This is a genomic window from Streptomyces sp. VNUA24 (assembly GCF_029167005.1).
Taxonomy (GTDB): Bacteria; Actinomycetota; Actinomycetes; order Streptomycetales; family Streptomycetaceae; genus Streptomyces; species Streptomyces scabiei.
Genome location: NZ_CP119143.1, coordinates 2,417,212 through 2,435,907, shown reverse-complemented (window position 1 = coordinate 2,435,907; position 18,696 = coordinate 2,417,212). Strand labels below are relative to the sequence as shown.

The following is an 18,696-nucleotide window of genomic DNA, read 5'->3' as shown; positions in this document are numbered from 1 at the left end:
CGGCCGTGCGGTGTCAGACGGCGGCCCAGGCGTCGTCCACCGGCAGGATCACGCCGTTGACGAAGGCGGCCGCGTCGGAGGCGAGGAAGAGGATCGCGTCGGCCTGCTCCTCGGCGGTGCCGAGGCGGCCGATGGTGGCGCCGATCAGCCCGCCGACGACGGCGGGGCCGTGGGCCTGCTGGTCGGCGTCCACCTTGATGTTGGTCAGCGTGGGTCCGGGGGCTATCGCGTTGGCCCGGATGCCCTGCTTGCGGTACATCACCGACAGACTCTTCACCAGCCCGACGACACCGTGCTTCGACGCGGTGTAGGCGGCCCCGGCCGCGCTGCCGCGCAGCCCGGCCTCGGAGGCGGTGAAGACGATCGCGCCGCGCCCCGCCTCCAGCATGTGCGGCAGGGCGGCCCGGGTGAGCAGGAACGGCGCGGTCAGATTGACCCGCAGGACCCGCTCCCACTCCTCGTCGGTCACGTCCGCGAGGGCCGACATCCGGTCCATGATCCCGGCGTTGTTCACCAGGACGTCCAGCCCGCCGAAGGCGTCCACGGCCCGCTGGACGACCGAGTCGACTACCGCCTGCTCGCCGAGGTCCCCGACCACCGCGAGGGCGGTGCCGCCGGCCGTCCCGATCGCCTCGACGGTCTCCTCGGCCGCCGCCCCGTCGAGGTCGGCGACCAGCACCTTCGCGCCCGCCGCGGCGAACTTCAGGGCCGCGGCCCGGCCGATGCCGGAACCGGCGCCCGTGACGACGACACCGCGGCCGTCGAGACCGTGACTGCTCATGAACTGATCCTCTTCCGTCGGGGTGGACCGCTCGGCGGGCGGGGACGGCGCCGGTCGGCGTCGTACGGACAGCGCCCTTGTCGGACGCTGTGTCGGTCGAGCGGGGCCAGCGTAGGTGGATTACTTGAGTCAAGCAACCTAGCTCGCTGGAATTGCTTGAGTTAGGCAACGAGAAGAGTAGAGTGGCGGGCATGCCGCCGTCGCCGCCTCCGTCGCCCTCCCGCGCGAGGGAGGACGACTCGGGGGCGGCGGCTTTCGGGGTGCGGGCGGACGGGTGCGGGTCCCGACGGATGGGCGGTCCCGACGGGCGGGCCCGGCGTCGAGGTCCGCCACGTCGTTTCCCGGGTCGTTCCCAGATGGCCCCCAGCTGTCCCCGGCTCGGCCCCCCAGGTCGTCCGCCGGGTGCCTCGACGGGGGAGAGGTCCGGCCGCGTCGCCCGCACCGCGCCCGGCCGGCCGGCCCCGGCCGATACGGGCGGAGGGCGTCGTGCGGCGAGGTGCGACGCAGCCCCGGCCCCGCAGCCCCGGCCCCGTCGCCGGTCGGCCGACCGTCCCGAGACGCCGGTGCGGGGCTCCATGCGCACCCGAGGCGGACGAGGGCCCCCGACACGAACAGCCCTTTGCCCTCGGACGGCACCCGACGCGGACGGCCCTCCGCCCGTCGGACGGCACCGCCGCCCCACACGTACAGCGCGCCCGGCCCCGCAACGCCCCTTCCCGCGAGAGAGCCCGATTCGAATGGTCTTAACCATGTACGGCAGTGCCGGTGGCGCACCGTCGCTCCCCCGGGGCGCGGGCCAGCATGTCCTCATCGTCGCGGACGACCCGCCCGTGGCCGAACTCCTCTGCACGACCATGGAGTTGGCGGGATACCGAATCCATGCGGAGCATACGGGCACCGCTGCCGTGCACCGGCTCACCGACCAGCGCTTCGATCTCGTCGTGCTCGACCTGGCGCTCCCGGACCTGGCGGACCTCGGCAGGGAGCGCCGCCCCGTCGTCCACCGCCCCCCGGTGCTGTTCCTGGCGCGGCACGACGCCCTCGGCGAACTGCTCCCCGAAGTCGGCCCGGGAGAACAGGACTACGTCACCAAACCCTTCCGTGTCGCCGAGGTGCTGGCCCGCGCGCAGGTCCTGCTGCGCGGCCGGACGCCCGTCCGCCGGGACGGCGAACCCTCCTACGGCGAACTGTCCTACGGTGACCTCGTCCTGGACGACCCCGCCTGTCAGGCCCTGCGCGCCGGCCGGGCGTTGAACCTCACCCCGGCTGAATACCGCCTGCTGCGCTACCTCTTGGTGAACGCCCACACGGTGCTGTCGAAGGAGCAGATCGGCCGCTATGTCTGGGGCGACTTCCACGGCGACAACGCCATCGAGCAGCTGGTCTCCCGCCTCCGCCGCAAGATCGACCGGGCGGGCCCGCCCCTCATCCACACCCACCGGGGCTTCGGCTACCGGCTCGGCGGCGCGAACGGCCGGGAGCGCTGACCCCGGCCCCTGCGGCCACCCGGTCGCGGATCCTCCGGGAAGCAAACACGCCCGCACGGTCGCAGAACACCCGACACCCCCCACCCTCACCGCAAGGGCGGCGCCGAACCCCTCGGCGCCGCCCTTCCGTGTTCCGGGAGCACGCACCCCGGTCACCCGAGCCGATGCCAACAGGTGTTTCCCGCAAGCCGGTTGACGTCACGTACGCGTACCGGCCGGCACCCCGCACCGGCGCGCGATGTGATCCGGGCCACGTCAGCTTCCTGTCAGGCAACTGACCGGGAGCCGTCAGACCGCTCTGTTTGCATGTGCTCATCGAGGCCTCGAAGCATCCCCCGGCGCTCCACCCCACCGGAGCCCCCACCACCGAGGAGAGACCATGGCCGGCACACCGACCGACGCCGCGTCCGGCACGGACGGGCAGCTCCCCGAGTACCCCATGCCCCGGGCGGCGGCCTGCCCCCTCGCACCGCCCCCGGCGGCGGCCGGGCTGCGCGGCGAGCACCCGATCTCCAGGGTGCGGATCTGGAACGGCAGCACCCCGTGGCTGATCACCCGCCACGCCGACCAGCGCACCCTGCTCACCGACCCGCGCGTCAGCAACGACGACCACGAGCCCGACTTCCCCCACGTCAACGCCCACCGCGCGGCCATCGCCCCGCACACCCCGAAGCTGATCACCAACACGGACGCGCCGGAGCACACCCGGCTGCGCCGCTCGGTCAACGCGCCCTTCCTGGTGAAGCGGATCGAGGCGATGCGTCCGGCCGTGCAGAAGATCGTCGACGACCTCGTCGACGAGATGCTGGCCGGCCCCAACCCCGCCGACCTGCTCACCGCCCTGGCCCTGCCGGTGCCCTCGCTCGTCATCGCCGAACTGCTGGGCGTCCCTTACGAGGACCACCACTTCTTCCAGGAGAACAGCAACCGCGTCCTCGACAACTCCCTCACCGCCGAGGAGGCCCAGGAGTCCAGCCGCGCGCTCGGCGGCTATCTGGACACCCTGTTCCGCAGGAAAATCGAACAACCCGGTGACGACGTCCTGTCGGAGATGGGCGCCAAGGTGAGGGCCGGGGAGATGACCCACCAGGAGGCCGTCAGCATGGGCGTCGCCATGCTGATCGCCGGGCACGAGACCACCGCCACGATGATCAGCCTCGGCACGCTCGCCCTGTTCGAGCACCCGGACCAGCTGGCCGTGCTGCGGGACACCGAGGACCCCCGGGTCGTCGCGGGTGCCGTCGACGAGCTGCTGCGCTACCTCTCCATCGTCCACTCGGGTCTGCGCCGGGTCGCCAAGGACGACATCGAGATCGACGGCCAGGTCATCCGCAAGGGCGACGGCCTCCTCTTCGACCTCCAGACGGCCAACTGGGACCCGGACGCCTTCCCGGAGGCCGAGCGCCTGGACCTCGCCCGCCCCGCCCGGCAGCACAACGCGTTCGGCCACGGCCCCCACCAGTGCCTCGGGCAGAACCTCGCACGCCTCGAACTCCAGGTCGTCTACGGCACGCTCTACCGCCGCGTCCCCACCCTCCGCCCGGCCGTCCCCGTCGACCGGCTGGCCTTCCACCACACCGGCACCACCTACGGCGTGACGTGCCTGCCGGTCGCCTGGTGACACCCCCACGAGCAGCGAGTACCGAGGAGCGATGCATGCGTGTGGAACTCGACGAACCCAAGTGCGTGGCCTCCGGCCAGTGCGTGATGGCCTCCCCCGAGGTGTTCGACCAGCGCGACGACGACGGCGTCGCGCTCCTGCTGGAGGAGCATCCCGCCGACGACCTCATGGACGGGGTGCGGGAGGCCGTCGCGATCTGCCCGGCCGCCGCGATCCGGCTGGTCGACCGGTGAGGCGGATCGTGGTCGTCGGCGCCTCGGCCGCCGGACTGGCGGCCGCCGAGACACTGCGCCGAGAGGGCTACGACGGCACGCTCACCCTCGTCGGCGACGAGCCCCACGCCCCGTACGACCGGCCCCCGTTGTCGAAGCAGCTCCTCGCCGCGCGCTGGGAGAGCGACCGGCTCGCCCTGCGCACCCCGGCCCACCTCGACGGGCTCGGCCTGGACCTGCGCCTCGGCACCGCCGCGACCGGTCTCGACCTGGACCGACGCCGGGTGCGGCTCGCCGACGGTGACGCGCTGCCGTACGACGCGCTGGTGATCGCCACCGGCGTGCGGCCGCGGCGGCTGCCCGGTGAGGGCGCGCACGTGCTGCGCACCCTGGACGACGCGCTGACCCTGCGGGAGCGGCTGACACCGGGGACGCGGCTGGTCGTGGTCGGCGCCGGGTTCCTCGGCTCCGAGGCCGCCGCCGTCGCCCGGCGGCTCGGTGTGGAGGTCACCCTCCTCGAACCCGCGCCCGTGCCGCTCGCGCACGCGGTGGGCGCGGAGGTCGGCGCGGTGCTGTCCCGGGCCCACCTCGAACACGGCGTGGACCTGCGCACCGGCGTCCCTGTCACCGAGGTGACCGAGGACGGGGTGCGGCTCGCCGACGGCACGACGGTCGAGGCCGACGAGGTGCTGGTCGCGATCGGCTCGCTGCCCAACACCGAGTGGCTGGCGGGCAGCGGCCTGCCCGTCGGCGACGGCGTGCTCTGCGACCGGTACTGCGAGGCCGCCCCCCGGGTGTACGCGGCCGGTGACGTGGCCCGCTGGCACCACCCGCTGTTCGGCACGTCGATGCGCGTCGAGCACCGTACGAACGCCGCCGAGCAGGGCATGGCGGTCGCCCGCAACCTCCTCGCGCCCGAGGAGCGCCGGCCGTTCGCGCCGGTGCCGTACTTCTGGTCCGACCAGTACGACCTGAGAATCCAGGCATACGGCGTGCTGCGCGGCCACGACGAGGTCTCGGTCGTCGAGGGCGACCTGGCCGGACGGCGGTTCGTGGCCCTCTACCGGGCCGGCGGGCGGGTCACCGGCGTACTCGCCGCCGGGATGCCGCCGAAGACCGTCCGGCGGTGGCGGCAGGTCGTCGCGTCCGGCGCCGGACGACGCGAGACGTTCCCGCCGGAGGGACCGGCGGTACTCCGGGAGGTGGACCATGGCGCAACAGCCGCCCGACCGCTCGCGTGAGGTGGTCGTCGTCACCGGTGCCGGCGGCATGGGCACGGCGGTCGCGCGCCGGATCGGCAGCGGACGGACGCTGTTCCTCGCGGACGCCTCGCCCGGCCGGCTCGACCTCGCGGTCCAGGAACTGCGCGACGAGGGCTACGCGGCACGGGGCGTCGTGACCGACGTGTCCGACCGCGACGCCGTCGACCGGCTCGCGCGGGAGGCGGCCGGCGCCGGCCGGGTGGCCGCCGTCGTGCACACCGCGGGCCTCTCCGCCGTCCAGGCCCCGGCGAGGAGGATCCTGGAGGTCGATCTGCTGGGCACCGCCCACGTCGTCGACGCCTTCGAGGCCGTGGCCACACCGGGGACGGCCCTGGTCTGCGTCGCCAGCATGGCCGGTCATGTCGCCTCCCTCACCCGGGAGGAGGAGACCGCTCTGGCCACGGCACCCGCGCGGGACCTGCTGACGACCAGCGCCGCCCTGGCCGTCGGGGACAGCACGACCCGGGCGTACATCGTGTCCAAGCGGGGCAACCAGCTGCGTGCCGAGGCCGCCGCGCTCGCCTGGAGCCGGCGCGGCGCCCGCGTCAACAGCGTCAGCCCGGGCGTCGTCGCCACCGCCATGGCGAAGGCGGAGGCCGAGGGCCCGAGCGGCGCGCGCATGCGGGCGATGCTGGAGGCGAGCGGGGCGGGCCGCAGCGGCACCCCGGCGGAGATCGCCGACGCCGTGGCATTCCTCGTCGGCCCCGAAGCGCGTTACATCAACGGTACGGACCTGCTCGTCGACGGCGGGCAGGCCGCCTGGCTACGGCACCACCGACCGCACTGAACCCCCGCTCAGCGCACCCCGCTTCACCCGCTCCCCCCCCACCCGACGTACCAGGACCGCAGAGAGGACACCGATGTCCACCCCCCACACCCCGCCCGGCGCCGCCTCCCTCGACCCGCGCGAGCTGGGCTTCGACCCCGAAGCCCTCCGCGCCCGCTACCGGGCCGAACGCGAGCGCCGGATCCGGCCCGACGGCGGCGCGCAGTACCAGCGGATCGCCGGTGAGTTCGGCTCCTACGACGACGACCCCTACGCCGACGAGGAGTTCACCCGTGAGCCGCTGCACGACCGGGTCGAGGCGGTCGTCGTCGGCGGCGGCTTCGGCGGGCTGCTCGCCGGGGCCCGGCTGCGGCAGGCCGGCGTCGACTCGGTCCGGGTGATCGAGAAGGGCGGCGACTTCGGCGGGACCTGGTACTGGAACCGCTACCCCGGCATCCACTGCGACATCGAGTCGTACATCTATCTCCCGCTGCTCGAAGAGCTGGGCTACGTCCCCCGCTGGAAGTACGCGCCGGGCGAGGAGATCCGGCAGCACACCCGCGCCATCGGCCGCCACTTCGACCTCTACCGCGACGCCTGCTTCCAGACGGTCGCCACCGAACTGCGGTGGGACGACACCGAGTTGGAGTGGATCGTCGCCACCGACCGGGGCGACCGCATCCGGGCCCGCTACGTCGTCGTCTCCAGCGGCACGCTCAGCCGGCCGAAGCTGCCCGGCATCCCCGGCATCGACACCTTCGAGGGGCACACCTTCCACACCAGCCGCTGGGACTACGACTACACCGGAGGAGACGCCGACGGCGGTCTGACCGGGCTCGCCGACAAGCGGGTGGCCGTCATCGGCACCGGTGCCACCGGCATCCAGGTCGTCCCCCATCTCGGGGCCGACGCCGCCCACGTGTACGTCTTCCAGCGCACCCCCTCGACGGTCGACGTACGCGGCAACGGCCCCACCGACCCGGAGTGGGCGAAGACGCTCACCCCCGGCTGGCAGGCGCGGCGCATGGACAACTTCCTGCGGACCGTCACCGGCGTCCGGACCGGCACGGACCTGGTGAACGACGCCTGGACCAGCAGCGCCCGCCTCCAGGAGAAGCTCATCCCGACCGACGCGTACGCGGACGTACCCGTCCAGGAGCGCGAACGGGCCTACGAGATCGCCGACTTCCTGAAGATGAACGAACTGCGCGACCGGGTCGCGGCGATCGTCGAGGACCCGGAGACCGCCGAGAAGCTGAAGCCGTGGTACCGCTACATGTGCAAGCGGCCCACCTTCAGCGACCAGTACCTGCAGACCTTCAACCGGCCCAACGTCACCCTCGTCGACACGGCCGACACCCACGGCGTCGAGCGGATCACCGAGAAGGCCGTGGTCGTCGGCGGGGTCGCCTATGAGGTGGACTGCGTCATCTTCGCCACCGGCTTCGAGGTCGGCGTCTCGGGTCTGCTGTCCGGCCTGCTCCCGGCGTACGGCCGCGGCGGCGCCGCTCTGCTGGAGACCTGGCGGACGGCCGGCCCGAGGACGCTCCACGGCTTCTACAGCCACGGCTTCCCCAACCTCTTCCAGCTGGGCCCCCTGCAGAACGCCAGCGCGGTCAACTACGTCCACATCCTCGACCAGCAGGCGATCCACGTCGGTGAGGTCGTCGCCGAGGCCCGCAGGCGCGGCGCCCGGTACGTCGAGCCGACCGCGGAGGCCGAGGCCGCCTGGGTCGCCACCGTCCGGGAGAAGGCCGCCGACCTGTACCGGTTCCAGGCGGAGTGCACACCCGGCTACTACAACAACGAGGGCCGGCCCCGCCGGCGCAGCGAGGCGTACGGCGACGGCCCGGTCGCCTTCCACGAACTGCTCCGGCGCTGGCGGGCCGACGGCGGCATGGACGACGTGCTCGTCGGTGCCGAGCACGTGGGGCGGCAGAGCGCGTGACCGGCTCCGGAGCGGCCCCGGGGCCGCGGGGCAGCCGGTACGACGAGAGCGGCGAACTCCGTACCACCAGCGCCCGTTGGCGGGCACGGCGGCTCAACCCGCCCAGTCCGCTGTGGGGTTCCAACGGCGTCGCGTTCGGTCCGGACGGGCGGCTGTACGTGGCGCAGTTCCTCGCCGGGCAGATCAGCGCCGTCGACCCGGCCACCGGGGACGTCGAGGTCGTCGTGCCCATGGACGGTCCGGTGCAGTCGCCGGACGATCTCGCCTTCGGCGCGGACGGCTCGATGTACGTGGCCGACCTGGTGCCGGGCAGGGTGTGGCGCCGGACGCCGGCGGGGGAGTACACCCTCGTCAGCGACGAGGTGACGAACCCGAACGGCATCATGTGCATAGGGAACCGCCTGTTCGTCAACGAGATGAGACCGGGCGGCCGTCTGCTGGAGCTGTTCCCGGACGGCGGCGACCCGGTGGTGCTCACGGAGGGCCTGGCGCTCGGCAACGCGATGCAGCTCGGCCCCGACGGCCACATCTACTACCCGCACATGATCACCGCCCAGGTCTGGCGCATCCCGCCGGACGGCGGTACGCCCGAGGTGGTGGCCGAGGACGTGCACGAACCGGTGGCGGTCCGCTTCGACCGAGGGGGTGTCCTGCACGTCCTGTCCCGGGGCGTCGAGGGCATCGTCACCCGGATCGACCTGCACGGCAGCGGGACCCGCACACTTGCGCCCAGCGGTCTGACGGGCCTGGACAACGCGGCCTTCGACGACGAGAACCGCATGTTCGTCTCCAGCTACGCCGCCGGCGGCATCACCGAGCTGCACCCCGACGGACGCACCCGTGAGATCGTCCGCCGCGGCTTCGGCGGCCCCTACGGGGTGACCGTCGACCTCGGCGGCACGGTCCACGCCGCCGACCACTACCGCCTCGCGAGCCCGGCGGCCGTCGACGAGGGCGAGCCGCCCGGCGCGGCCCCGCGGCCGGGGTCCGACGGTGTGCGGACCCGTCTCCTGCTGCCCTTCGCCCACGGCATCACCGCCGAGGGCCACCTGCTGCACCACACCTCGCAGTTCGGCACGGTGCGCACCTACGACACCGTGAGCGGCGCGGTCCGCGAACGGGCGCGGGGGCTGGACCGCCCCCTCGGCATCGCGGTCGGGCCCGACGGCGCGCTCGTGGTCGCGGAGACCGGCGCGGGCCGGGTCGTCGCCCTCGGGGACGAGGACGGGGGCGGCCCCGGCTCCGTGACCGTGCTCGCCGACGGTCTCGACCGGCCCACGGACGTGGTGTTCGACGAGGAGGGCCGGCTCTACGTCGGCGAGGAGCGGCTCGGCACGGTGCTCCGGATCGGGTCGGACGGGGCCACGGCCGTCGTCGCGGACGGGCTCGGCTCACCGCAGGGGCTGGCGGTCCTGGACACGGAACTCTTCGTGGTGGAGGCCGGAACCCGCAGACTGCGGTCGGTCTCCCTCGTCACGGGGGCGTCGCGGATCGAGGCGGAGGACCTGCCCGTCGGGCCGCCCCCGGGGGTCGTCCCCCTCACGGAACCCGCTCTGTTCGCGGACGTCATGCCCGGTCTGGCCCGCCGCTTCGCGGGCCTCGCGGCGGCGCCGGACGGAACCCTCCTGCTCTCCGCCGACGGCGAGGGAACGGTGCTGCGGCTGACCCGGAGGGCGGAGGGCCGCACGGAGGGATGAATTTACTTGAGTTAGGCAACAAGATGGTAAAGTGGATCGCATGTCCCCCTCACCACCCCCGGACTCCGCTTCCCCGGAAGTGATCGAGATCGAGCGAGCCCTCACGCGCATCACCTACCTCAGCACCCGGGCCCGGGCCCATGAGCGCCTGATGAGCCTGGCCGGGGTGCCGCTGGACCGGGCCGCCGTGGCCCTGCTGCGCCAGATCGCCGACTCCGAGCCGCTGCGGCCGGGGGAGCTGGCCAACCGCCTCGGAGTCGAGGCGTCCCACGTCACCCGCCAGGTCCAGCAACTGGAGAAGACCGGTCACGTCACCCGGGTCCCCGACCCGGACGACCGGCGCGCCCAGCGCATCGAGCTGACGGCGGCCGGTGGCCAGGCGATCGACCGCATCCGCGAGGCGGGCGTGCGCGGTATGCAGATGGCGCTCTCCGAGTGGTCGCCCGAGGAACTGCGGCAGCTGGCGGGACTCTTCCACCGGATGGTGGACGACTTCCTCGCCCACGCCAACGAGTTGGGGGAGCAGGAACAGACGGGCGCGGCCCGGGGCGAGTGAGGGCGGGCCCCGGCCCGCCCCGGTCCTGCCGCGCCAGCCCTCAGGCCAAGTACCCGAGCTGCCTCCTGATGTACGGCGTCATCAGCGTCTTCGCCTTCGCCAGCGTGGACGTACGACCGCCGAGCACCGCCGTCTCACCCCCCGGCACCGGCACGAGCGTGATGCCGTCGGCCGGCCCGAGCGGCACGATCAGCGGAGTCCGCCGGATCGGCCGGTACGACCGCGGCTCCTTGCGGTGCCTGCCCGAACTCGCCAGATACGCGCGGATGTTGTGCGCGGCGACGTCCGCCTGGGCGAACGCGACGGGCGACAGCTTCAGTTCGCTGACGTCGTTCACGTCACCGACCGCGAACACGTCGAGGTGCCCGCCGACCCGCAGCGACCCGTCGACCTTGACGTGGCCCGCCGGGTTGAGCCAGTCCCCGTGCCCGGCCAGCCGCAGCCAGAGCGTGTTCGGCGTGGTGCCGTTGGCCCAGAACGACAGATCGGCCTCGATGAGGCCGCCCCGCCCGTCCCGGTAGGTGCCGAAGTCGGGCCCGGGGGAGACGAACGAGTCGAGCCGCACCTCCACGTCGTGCGCCTCCAGCCACGCCAGGGCCCGCCGTCCGGCCCACTTGCTGCCCGTGGAGCTGAGCAGCTCGGACCCCGCGTGCGCGAGGGTGACCCGCGCGTCCGGCCGGGCCAGCCGTACCTCGGCGGCGAGTTCCACGCCGCCCGGCCCGCCGCCGACGACCAGGACGTGCTCGGCGGCGGCCACGTTCTCCTGGTGCGCGGCGAAGGTCTTGCCCGCCTCCTCGGTGGTGGTGCCGAGGAAGCGGGCCGGCTCCGGGTAGTCCGCGCCGGTCGCGATCACGACCACGTCGTACGGCAGTCGCTCACCGGTGGCGAGCGTCACCTGCCGTTCGGCGGTGTCGATCCCGACCGCCTTGCCCGTCACGACCCGGCCGTTGCGCAGCAGTCGGTCGTACGGGATGAAGGGCGTCGTCGTCCACGCCTCGTGCACGCCCGCGCGCAGTGCGGCGATGCGGTGGAAGAAGACCTCCTTGCGGTCCACGAGGGTGACCCGTGCGACCTCGTCCAGCTGTCTGGCGAGGCGGATGCCCCCGTATCCGCCGCCGATCACGATGATTTCGCCGTCAGGCACGCCTGTTCTCCTGTGCTGTGTGGGGGGAGAGGCGACGAGCGTAACGCTTGAAACCTAAAGCTACGGGCGGAGTTCGTGTGTGTTGTGTGAAGCGACAACGGACGACACGAGTCATCTGCCGCCCGGGCCTGCCTAGGCTGGTGCGGTGAGCGACAACGACCGGCCCCTCGCCGTCTTCGACCTGGACAACACCCTCGCCGACACCGCGCACCGGCAGCGGTTCCTGGAGCGCAGGCCGCGCGACTGGAACGCGTTCTTCGCCGCCGCGCCGCAGGATCCGCCGCTGGCCGAAGGGGTCGCGCTGGCCCGGGAGAGCGCCCGGGAGTGCGAGGTCCTGTACCTGACCGGGCGGCCCGAGCGCTGCCGCCGCGACACCGTCGACTGGCTCGCCGCGCACGGGCTGCCCGAGGGCCGGATCCGGATGCGCCGCGACAACGACCGCAGGCCCGCCCGCCGTACGAAGCTGGAGATCCTCCGCGAACTCGCCCGGACCCGTGAGATCCGTGTCCTGGTGGACGACGACGAACTCGTCTGCGCGGACGCGGAGCGGGCGGGCTTCCCGGTCGTACGGGCGCGCTGGGCCGCGGACTCCGCCGCGCTGAAGGAGGCGCAGGAGGGGGAGGGGCGGACCTGAGCGTCCGCCCCGACCCTGCCGGTCGGCCGGTCAGTCCGTTTCGTCGTCCAGACGGAAGCCGACCTTCAGGCCCACCTGGTAGTGCGCGATCTGTCCGTCCTCGATGTGCCCCCGGACCTGTGTCACCTCGAACCAGTCCAGGTTGCGCAGCGTCTGGGCGGCGCGGGCGACGCCGTTGCGGATGGCGTGGTCGACGCTCTCCTCCGAACTGCCGACGATCTCGGTGACCCGGTACACATGGTCGGTCATGCGGGTTCTCCTTGTCGCGAGCTCCATCGTGGCCGGTGCGCCACACGTTCTTCCACGGTGCCTCAGGCTCCGCCGGTTCGCGAGGGGGGCCGGGGTGGGTGGGGGTGCGATTGTCGGGTGCGGGTCCGGTGGGGCTTCTCGCGCAGTTCCCCGCGCCCCTGAAAAGCCGGGGCTGCGCCCCGTGCTTTTCAGGCCCGCAGGGGCCTGATGCTGTTAGGGGCGCGGGGAACTGCGCGACCAGCCCCCACCCACCCGCACCCGACAACGCACCCCCCGCCCCACCGCCGCGCGCTACCCCGCTCGGCTCAAGGACAGTGCGAACCGGCCCTGTTCATCCGTCCACCAGTGCCTCAACTCCATCCCGGCGGCGGCCAGTTCCGCCCGCACCCCCTCCTTCCTGAACTTCGCGGACACCTCGGTCCGCAGCTCCTCCCCGGCCTCGAAGTCCACCGCCAGATCCAGCGCGGGGATCTTCACGGTCTGCGCCGTACGGGACCGCAGCCGCATCTCGATCCACTCGCACTCGGCGTTCCAGAGGGCGACATGGTCGAAGGCGTCGGGGTCGAAGTCCGCCCCCAGCTCCCGGTCCACCACGTTCAGCACGTTCTTGTTGAACTCGGCGGTCACCCCGGCCGCGTCGTCGTACGCGGCGACCAGCACCGCCTCGTCCTTGACCAGGTCCGTGCCCAGCAGCAGCGCGTCGCCCGGCGCCAGCAGCCCCCGCACGGCGGCCAGGAACGCGGCGCGCTCCCCGGGCACCAGATTGCCGATCGTGCCGCCCAGGAACACCACCAGCCGGGGCCCCGGGGTCTCGGGCAGGTCGAGCCCGGCGGTGAAGTCGGCGATCAGGGCGTGCACGTTCAGCCCCGGCCGCTCGGCGACCAGCGCCTCGCCGGCCTGCCGCAGCGCGCTCTCGCTGACGTCGACCGGCACGTAGGTGTGCAGGCCGGGCATCGCGTCCAGCAGGTGCCGGGTCTTGTCGGACGAGCCGGATCCCAGCTCGACCAGGGTGCGCGCGCCGCTCGCCGCGGCGATCTCGCCCGCCCGGCCGACCAGGATCTCGCGCTCGGCACGGGTCGGGTAGTACTCGGGCAACTCGGTGATGTGCTCGAACAGTTCGCTGCCGCGGGCGTCGTAGAACCACTTGGGCGGCAGGGTCTTCGGGGTGCGGGTCAGACCGTCCTGGACGTCGGCGCGCAGCGCCGCGTCGGTGGCGTCCTCCGGCAGGGTGCGGGTGAGAAGGAACGGGCTCACGCAGGGGGCTCCTTCGGAAGTGCGGATGACGGGGCGGGGTCGGTTCGGCCGGTGGCTTCCTCCGGCTCCTTGAGCGGGGTGAGCAGGACGTCCGTGCGGCTCGCCGCGAGCAGCGTGCGGTCCGGGACCTCCACCCAGTGCGGATCGTCGTCGTACGGTTCGGAGGCCACGACCGTGCCGGCACCGGGCTCGGTGAGGTACCACAGCGTGTCGCCCCAGGCCGTCGCGGCGATCGTCTCGCCGTCGGTGAGCAGCAGGTTGAGCCGCGACCCGGGAGCCGCCCGGGCGACCTCCAGGACCGTGTCGGCCAGCGCCTGGCCCTCCGGGTCGCCGGCCCGCAGCCGGTTCAGGACCAGGGCCCACACCAGCGCCGAGTCGTTGCGGGCCTCCATCGACAGCACCTCGACGGCGGGCAGTGCGGCGGCGAGCGGCGCCAGGGAGCCGGGCCATCCGGTGACCGCCCCGTTGTGGCTGAACAGCCAGGGCCCGGCCGAGAACGGCGCCGCCGCGGCCTCGTCGTCCGCGCCGGCCACCGTCGCGTCCCGGACGGCGGCCAGCAGCGCCCCGGTGCGGACCACCCGGGCGAGGTCCGCGAAGGACTGGTCGCCCCAGATCGGCCCGGCCCGCCGGTAGCGCCCCGGCACCGGGTCGCCCTGCGCGTACCAGCCGACCCCGAACCCGTCGGCGTTGACCGTCCCGTACCGCTGCCGCCGGGGTGCCCACGACTGCCGGAACAGACCGTGCGGCGGGTCCACCAGGACCCTGCCGAGCGGCAGGTCGGCGGTGCCGAGGCGCGCGATGTGCCGGCACATCAGTGGGCCTCCGGTGAGGCGTCACGGGCCGTGCGGAACCCGCTGAAGATCTGCCGCCGGATCGGATAGTCCCAGTTGCGGAACGTCCCCCGGCACGCCACCTGGTCCACGGCGAACGAACCGCCGCGCAGCACCTTGTACTCGGGGCCGAAGAACACCTCCGAGTACTCCTTGTACGGGAACGCCGAGAACCCCGGGTAGGGCAGGAAGTCGCTCGACGTCCACTCCCAGACATCGCCGATCAACTGCCGTACACCCAGCGGCGATTCCCCCGCCGGATGACTGCCGGCCGGGGCCGGGCGCAGATGGCGCTGTCCGAGGTTGGCGTGTTCGGGCGCCGGGTCGGCGTCGCCCCACGGGTAGCGGGTCGAGCGGCCGGTGACCGGGTCGTGCCGGGCGGCCTTCTCCCACTCGGCCTCGGTGGGCAGCCGGCGGCCCGCCCAGCGGGCGTACGCGTCCGCCTCGTACCAGCACACGTGCAGCACCGGCTCCTCGGCCGGCACGACCTCGGTGACACCGAAACGCCGCCGCAGCCACTGCCGGCCGTCGCGCCGCCAGAACAGCGGCGCGTGGATGCCGTGGGCGCGGATGTGGTCCCAGCCCTCGGCGGTCCACCAGCGTGCGTCGTCGTAGCCGCCGTCCGCGATGAACGCCTGGTAGGCGCCGTTCGTCACGGGCGTCGTGTCGATGTGGAACGCCGGGACGCTCCGGCGGTGCGCGGGCCGTTCGTTGTCCAGCGCCCACGGCTCGGTCGAGGTGCCCATGGTGAACTCCCCGCCGGGCACCAGCACTTCGGACGGTCCCGTGAACAGCGGTACGGGCTCGGGATCCGGCGCCGACAGCACGGCCGGGCCCTGCCGCAGCTGATGGGTGATCAGCATCGTCTCGTCGTGCTGCTGTTCGTGCTGGGCGATCATGCCGAAGGCGAAGCCCGCGTCGGTGAGCCGGGTGCCGTGGAAGTCGGCGCTCTCCAGCACGTCCAGCGCCCGTCCGCGCACCTCGTGCAGATACTGCCGGGCCTCCTCCGGCGCGAGCAGCGGCAGCGAGGGCCGTGCCGCGCGCGGATGCTCGAAGGCGTCGTACAGGCCGTCGATCTCGGGCCGCATCGCCTCACGTCCGGCGACGTTGCGCAGCAGCCACAGCTCCTCCTGGTTGCCGATGTGGGCGAGGTCCCAGACCAGCGGGGACATCAGCGGCGAGTGCTGCGCGGTGAGATCGGGTTCGTCGACGGACGTCGTCAGGAGCGCGGTGCGGGCCCGGGCCGTGGTCAGGGCGGCCAGCGCGCGCTCCCGGAGTATCTCGGGGTCGGCGCCGGCCGTCGGGGCCGGTGTCCGGGGTGCGGTCATGCGGGGATGTCCTTCCCGTGGAACAGGTCCAGCAGATCGTCGGCGGGGCAGCGGCCCCGGGCCACATAGCGGTCGGTGTACGCCGCGACCGCGTCCAGCACCTCGGGACGCGCGCCGAGCCGGGGCAGCGCCTCGGCCGCCGCGGCGAAGCAGACGGCCGCCGCCTCCCGCAGGTCCGGGTCGGTCAGACCGTCACGGGTGGCCGCCTCCCAGAGCGGATTGCGTGGTGGCGGTTGCGAACCCGCCCGCTCCGCGAGCGGCTTGACGGTCCGGTACGCGATCTCCGCGGCCTCCGGGTCCTCGAACAGGGCCGTCGTCACCGCGAGCGGCACGATCCAGCCGTCCTCGCCGGGCTGGGCGTCGATCATGCGCAGTTCCAGATGGCCGCGCGGGCGCACCGGCGGGAACAGGGTCGTCAGGTGGTAGTCGAGGTCGGCGCGGGTCGGCGGGTTGTCGGTTCCGGTCCACTCCCGGAACGTCATCGCTCCGGGCACGCCCCACGGGCCCTCGTCGGCCCGGACGCACATCACCGGCGCGTCCAGCACCAGCCGTGCCCAGGCCGCGCGCGGGTCGCCGTCGAGGGCGGGCGCGCTCGTCCGGCCCGGGTCCATCGCCGCCCACAGCGCCTGCCGCGTCGACCGCAGGCCGGTCACCCGGCCGCGCGCCAGCGGGGAGTGCGCGAACGCGGCCACCAGGACGGCTCCGAGCTGGTGCGCCAGCCACCAGCGCCGCCGGTGGCCGAGGGGGCCGGGCTCCTCGTACCCGGCGTCGAGGCACACCTGCACGGACGCGGTCGAGCACATCATGGCCAGCCCCTCGGGCCCGAAGCGCCGGAGGTAGATCTCCATCGCGTCGTACCGGGGCTCGTGGAGGTAGCGGGTCGGGGGGTTCCAGGGTTCGTGGCCGTAGCCGATGATGCCGAGGTCCGCCTCGCGCAGGGTGGCGCGTACGGCGGCGAGGTCGGCCGAGACGGAGGCGATGCACTCCGTCAGGGAGGCGGCCGGTGCCGAGCTGAGTTCCAGCTGGCCGCCGGGCTCGACGGTCAGCGGTGAGTTCAGGGTCAGCGTCCGCAGTGCGGCGTAGGCCGCTTCGAGTCGTGCGGGTGTTGCCGGGAGCCGCGGGTCGCGCAGCTCGTGGACGTGCCATTCCAGTTCGACACCCAGGGTCCGGGGTGGACCGGTCTTGAAGCAGATGCCCCGTACCAGGGCCTCCACCTCCGCCTCGGTGACCGGGGAGCGTGGCTCCGTACAGTCACTCAGCGAATCTGACATGTCGGGATCCTCCTGATATGCCGATCTCGTCGGTCGAGCTCCCGGTCCGCACCCGGTCGGGCGGGCCGGTGGCGCTCGTCCCACCCAAACCCTCGCGCCGCTTTCGCACAAGGGGACACATCGTGGCAATGCGGATCGACGATCCTCGTTTCCGGGATCTTCGGACACCCCTTCCCTATCCCGTTCCCGGCCGTTCACACGAGGAAATTCCGTTGCGGTCCTTCACCAGCATCGCCCAGGATGCGCCCATGAGCACGACGGGGGAGACGGCGGCGCCCGCGCCGCACACGGGGGCCGCGGCATGAGCGCGCGTCTGCGGGGAATCGCCCGCGAGACCGAGGACATCGTCGCGGCCGGGCACTATCGGGCGCCCTCCGGCCACCGGGTGTCCCTCGCGGACGACGTGGCCGCCGCACGCGCCGGCACCCGGCTGCACGGCCCCGGCCCGGTCGGGACACCCCGGGCCGACCCGGTGCGATCGGCCGTCGAGGTCACCGGCGAGAGCAGCCTGGAGGCCGCCCGCCGTCTGACGGCGGCCGGCACCGCCCCGGTGGCGGTCCTCAACTTCTCCTCGGCCCGCAATCCCGGCGGCGGCTATCTGAACGGCGCCCAGGCGCAGGAGGAGGCCCTCTGCCGGGCCTCGGCGCTCTACACCTGCGTGCGGGAGGCCCCCGCCTTCTACGCCCACCACCGCGCCCACCGCGACCCGTTCTACACGGACCGCGTCATCCACTCACCCGCCGTCCCCGTCTTCCGGGACGACCGCGGCACCCTCCTCGACACCCCGTACACGGCCGGCTTCCTGACCTCCGCGGCCCCCAACGCCTCCGTCGTCCGGCGTACGGCCCCGGAGCGCGCCGCCGAGCTGCCCCGCGCCCTGACCGTCCGTTCGGAACGCGTCCTGGAGACGGCGGTGGCGCACGGCTACCGCCGGCTGGTCCTGGGCGCCTGGGGCTGCGGGGTGTTCGGCAACGACCCGGCCCAGGTGGCGGCGGCGTTCCGGGCCCTGCTGATGGACGGCGGCAGGTTCGAGGGCGCCTTCGCGCACGTGGTGTTCGGGGTGCTGGACCGCACCCGGGGAGCGGTGGTCCGCGGTGCGTTCGAACGAGAGTTCAGCCGGGGCGCCTGAGCGGCGGCCTACCGCCAGCCGTACCGCTCCCGCAACCGCAGGACGACGGAGTTGAACCGCATCCGGTCCAGCGCGCAGGCCTCCCGCCGCATCCCCGCCTCGTGCAGCCGCAGCACCCGGTCCACGTCCACCCAGGAATCCCGCCCGGACCGGTCCCACGGCCCGCTCCCGATCGGCACCCACTCCCGGTCGCCGTCGTGCCGCTTGCTCGACAGCTGCACGGCGAGCAGGGTCCCCGCGGCCTCCCGGGCCACGACGAGCACGGGACGGTCCTTGCCCCGTCCGTCGTTCTCCTCGAACGGCACCCAGGTCCACACGATCTCCCCGGGGTCCGGATCCCCGTCGTGCGCGGGCGCGTACTCGGTGCGCACCCGCCCGACGTCACGGGGATCGGCCTCGGTGGTGGCGGTGGGGCCGTAGCGCCCCGGCACGTGCTGCTCGGCGAAGGAAGTCACAGCGCACACGCTAACCCGCGCCCCGCCGGGGGCGCGGGCCCGGTGGCCGCCCGGCCACCGACGCGTCACCGC

At 73.5% G+C, this 18,696-nt stretch carries 18 protein-coding genes; 10 read left to right on the top strand and 8 right to left on the bottom strand.

Features of this window, described 5'->3' with window-relative positions:
• Positions 1-13 precede the first annotated feature (13 nt).
• Complete coding sequence (locus PYR72_RS10145; protein WP_275455006.1) at positions 14-781, bottom strand: SDR family NAD(P)-dependent oxidoreductase; 768 nt, start codon at positions 779-781, stop codon at positions 14-16.
• A 749-nt stretch (positions 782-1,530) separates the two neighbouring features.
• Here PYR72_RS10145 and PYR72_RS10140 point away from each other — a divergent pair.
• The 8 genes from PYR72_RS10140 (at position 1,531) to PYR72_RS10105 (ending at position 10,330) form a co-directional block, all read left to right on the top strand.
• Positions 1,531-2,268 (top strand): response regulator transcription factor, encoded by a 738-nt coding sequence (locus tag PYR72_RS10140; RefSeq protein ID WP_275455005.1) that lies wholly within the window; start codon positions 1,531-1,533, stop codon positions 2,266-2,268.
• Positions 2,269-2,647: 379 nt separating this feature from the next.
• Positions 2,648-3,889, top strand: a complete 1,242-nt coding sequence (locus PYR72_RS10135; RefSeq protein ID WP_275455004.1) for a cytochrome P450 — start codon at positions 2,648-2,650, stop codon at positions 3,887-3,889.
• Between the two features lie 35 nt (positions 3,890-3,924).
• On the top strand, positions 3,925-4,122 hold the full coding sequence (locus PYR72_RS10130; protein ID WP_275455003.1) for a ferredoxin: 198 nt from the start codon (positions 3,925-3,927) through the stop codon (positions 4,120-4,122).
• On the top strand, positions 4,119-5,342 hold the full coding sequence (locus PYR72_RS10125; RefSeq protein ID WP_275455002.1) for an FAD-dependent oxidoreductase: 1,224 nt from the start codon (positions 4,119-4,121) through the stop codon (positions 5,340-5,342). Before PYR72_RS10130 ends, PYR72_RS10125 begins: the two co-directional genes overlap by 4 nt.
• Positions 5,311-6,150, top strand: coding sequence for an SDR family oxidoreductase (locus PYR72_RS10120; protein ID WP_275455001.1), 840 nt, complete (start codon positions 5,311-5,313; stop codon positions 6,148-6,150). Before PYR72_RS10125 ends, PYR72_RS10120 begins: the two co-directional genes overlap by 32 nt.
• Positions 6,151-6,223: 73 nt before the next feature.
• Complete coding sequence (locus PYR72_RS10115; RefSeq protein ID WP_275455000.1) at positions 6,224-8,077, top strand: NAD(P)/FAD-dependent oxidoreductase; 1,854 nt, start codon at positions 6,224-6,226, stop codon at positions 8,075-8,077.
• The gene (locus tag PYR72_RS10110) at positions 8,074-9,774 is read left to right on the top strand and encodes a hypothetical protein (protein WP_275454999.1); all 1,701 of its coding nucleotides are present in this window, start codon (positions 8,074-8,076) and stop codon (positions 9,772-9,774) included. The genes PYR72_RS10115 and PYR72_RS10110 overlap by 4 nt, the downstream gene beginning before the upstream one ends.
• Before the next feature lie 40 nt (positions 9,775-9,814).
• The gene (locus PYR72_RS10105; protein WP_199845556.1) at positions 9,815-10,330 is read left to right on the top strand and encodes a MarR family transcriptional regulator; all 516 of its coding nucleotides are present in this window, start codon (positions 9,815-9,817) and stop codon (positions 10,328-10,330) included.
• 40 nt (positions 10,331-10,370) lie between these two features.
• Here the strand turns inward: PYR72_RS10105 and PYR72_RS10100 are convergent, their stop codons facing one another.
• Positions 10,371-11,474, bottom strand: a complete 1,104-nt coding sequence (locus tag PYR72_RS10100) for an FAD-dependent oxidoreductase (protein ID WP_275454998.1) — start codon at positions 11,472-11,474, stop codon at positions 10,371-10,373.
• Positions 11,475-11,619: 145 nt separating this feature from the next.
• On the opposite strand from PYR72_RS10100, the gene PYR72_RS10095 reads away from it, so the two are divergent.
• Entirely contained in the window at positions 11,620-12,108 is a 489-nt protein-coding gene (locus PYR72_RS10095) for a hypothetical protein (RefSeq protein WP_275454997.1), read from the top strand.
• Positions 12,109-12,138: 30 nt separating this feature from the next.
• On the opposite strand, the gene PYR72_RS10090 is transcribed toward PYR72_RS10095, so the two are convergent.
• From PYR72_RS10090 to egtA, 5 genes are all read right to left on the bottom strand, one after another.
• Positions 12,139-12,357 carry a dodecin gene (locus tag PYR72_RS10090; protein ID WP_275454996.1) on the bottom strand — a complete coding sequence of 73 codons (219 nt, stop codon included), beginning with the start codon at positions 12,355-12,357 and terminating at the stop codon, positions 12,139-12,141.
• A gap of 291 nt (positions 12,358-12,648) precedes the next feature.
• Complete coding sequence (egtD, locus tag PYR72_RS10085) at positions 12,649-13,611, bottom strand: L-histidine N(alpha)-methyltransferase (protein ID WP_275454995.1); 963 nt, start codon at positions 13,609-13,611, stop codon at positions 12,649-12,651.
• Positions 13,608-14,423, bottom strand: a complete 816-nt coding sequence (egtC, locus tag PYR72_RS10080) for an ergothioneine biosynthesis protein EgtC (protein WP_275454994.1) — start codon at positions 14,421-14,423, stop codon at positions 13,608-13,610. The genes egtD and egtC overlap by 4 nt, the downstream gene beginning before the upstream one ends.
• On the bottom strand, positions 14,423-15,769 hold the full coding sequence (egtB, locus tag PYR72_RS10075) for an ergothioneine biosynthesis protein EgtB (protein ID WP_275454993.1): 1,347 nt from the start codon (positions 15,767-15,769) through the stop codon (positions 14,423-14,425). Before egtB ends, egtC begins: the two co-directional genes overlap by 1 nt.
• Entirely contained in the window at positions 15,766-17,040 is a 1,275-nt protein-coding gene (egtA, locus tag PYR72_RS10070; protein WP_275454992.1) for an ergothioneine biosynthesis glutamate--cysteine ligase EgtA, read from the bottom strand. Before egtA ends, egtB begins: the two co-directional genes overlap by 4 nt.
• Before the next feature lie 301 nt (positions 17,041-17,341).
• Here egtA and PYR72_RS10065 point away from each other — a divergent pair, with 301 nt between their 5' ends.
• Positions 17,342-18,169: a TIGR02452 family protein gene (locus PYR72_RS10065; protein WP_275454991.1), complete on the top strand. Its 828-nt coding sequence runs from the start codon at positions 17,342-17,344 to the stop codon at positions 18,167-18,169.
• An 8-nt stretch (positions 18,170-18,177) separates the two neighbouring features.
• Here PYR72_RS10065 and PYR72_RS10060 read toward each other — a convergent pair whose 3' ends face one another.
• Entirely contained in the window at positions 18,178-18,624 is a 447-nt protein-coding gene (locus PYR72_RS10060; protein WP_275454990.1) for a type II toxin-antitoxin system PemK/MazF family toxin, read from the bottom strand.
• Positions 18,625-18,696: the final 72 nt, after the last annotated feature.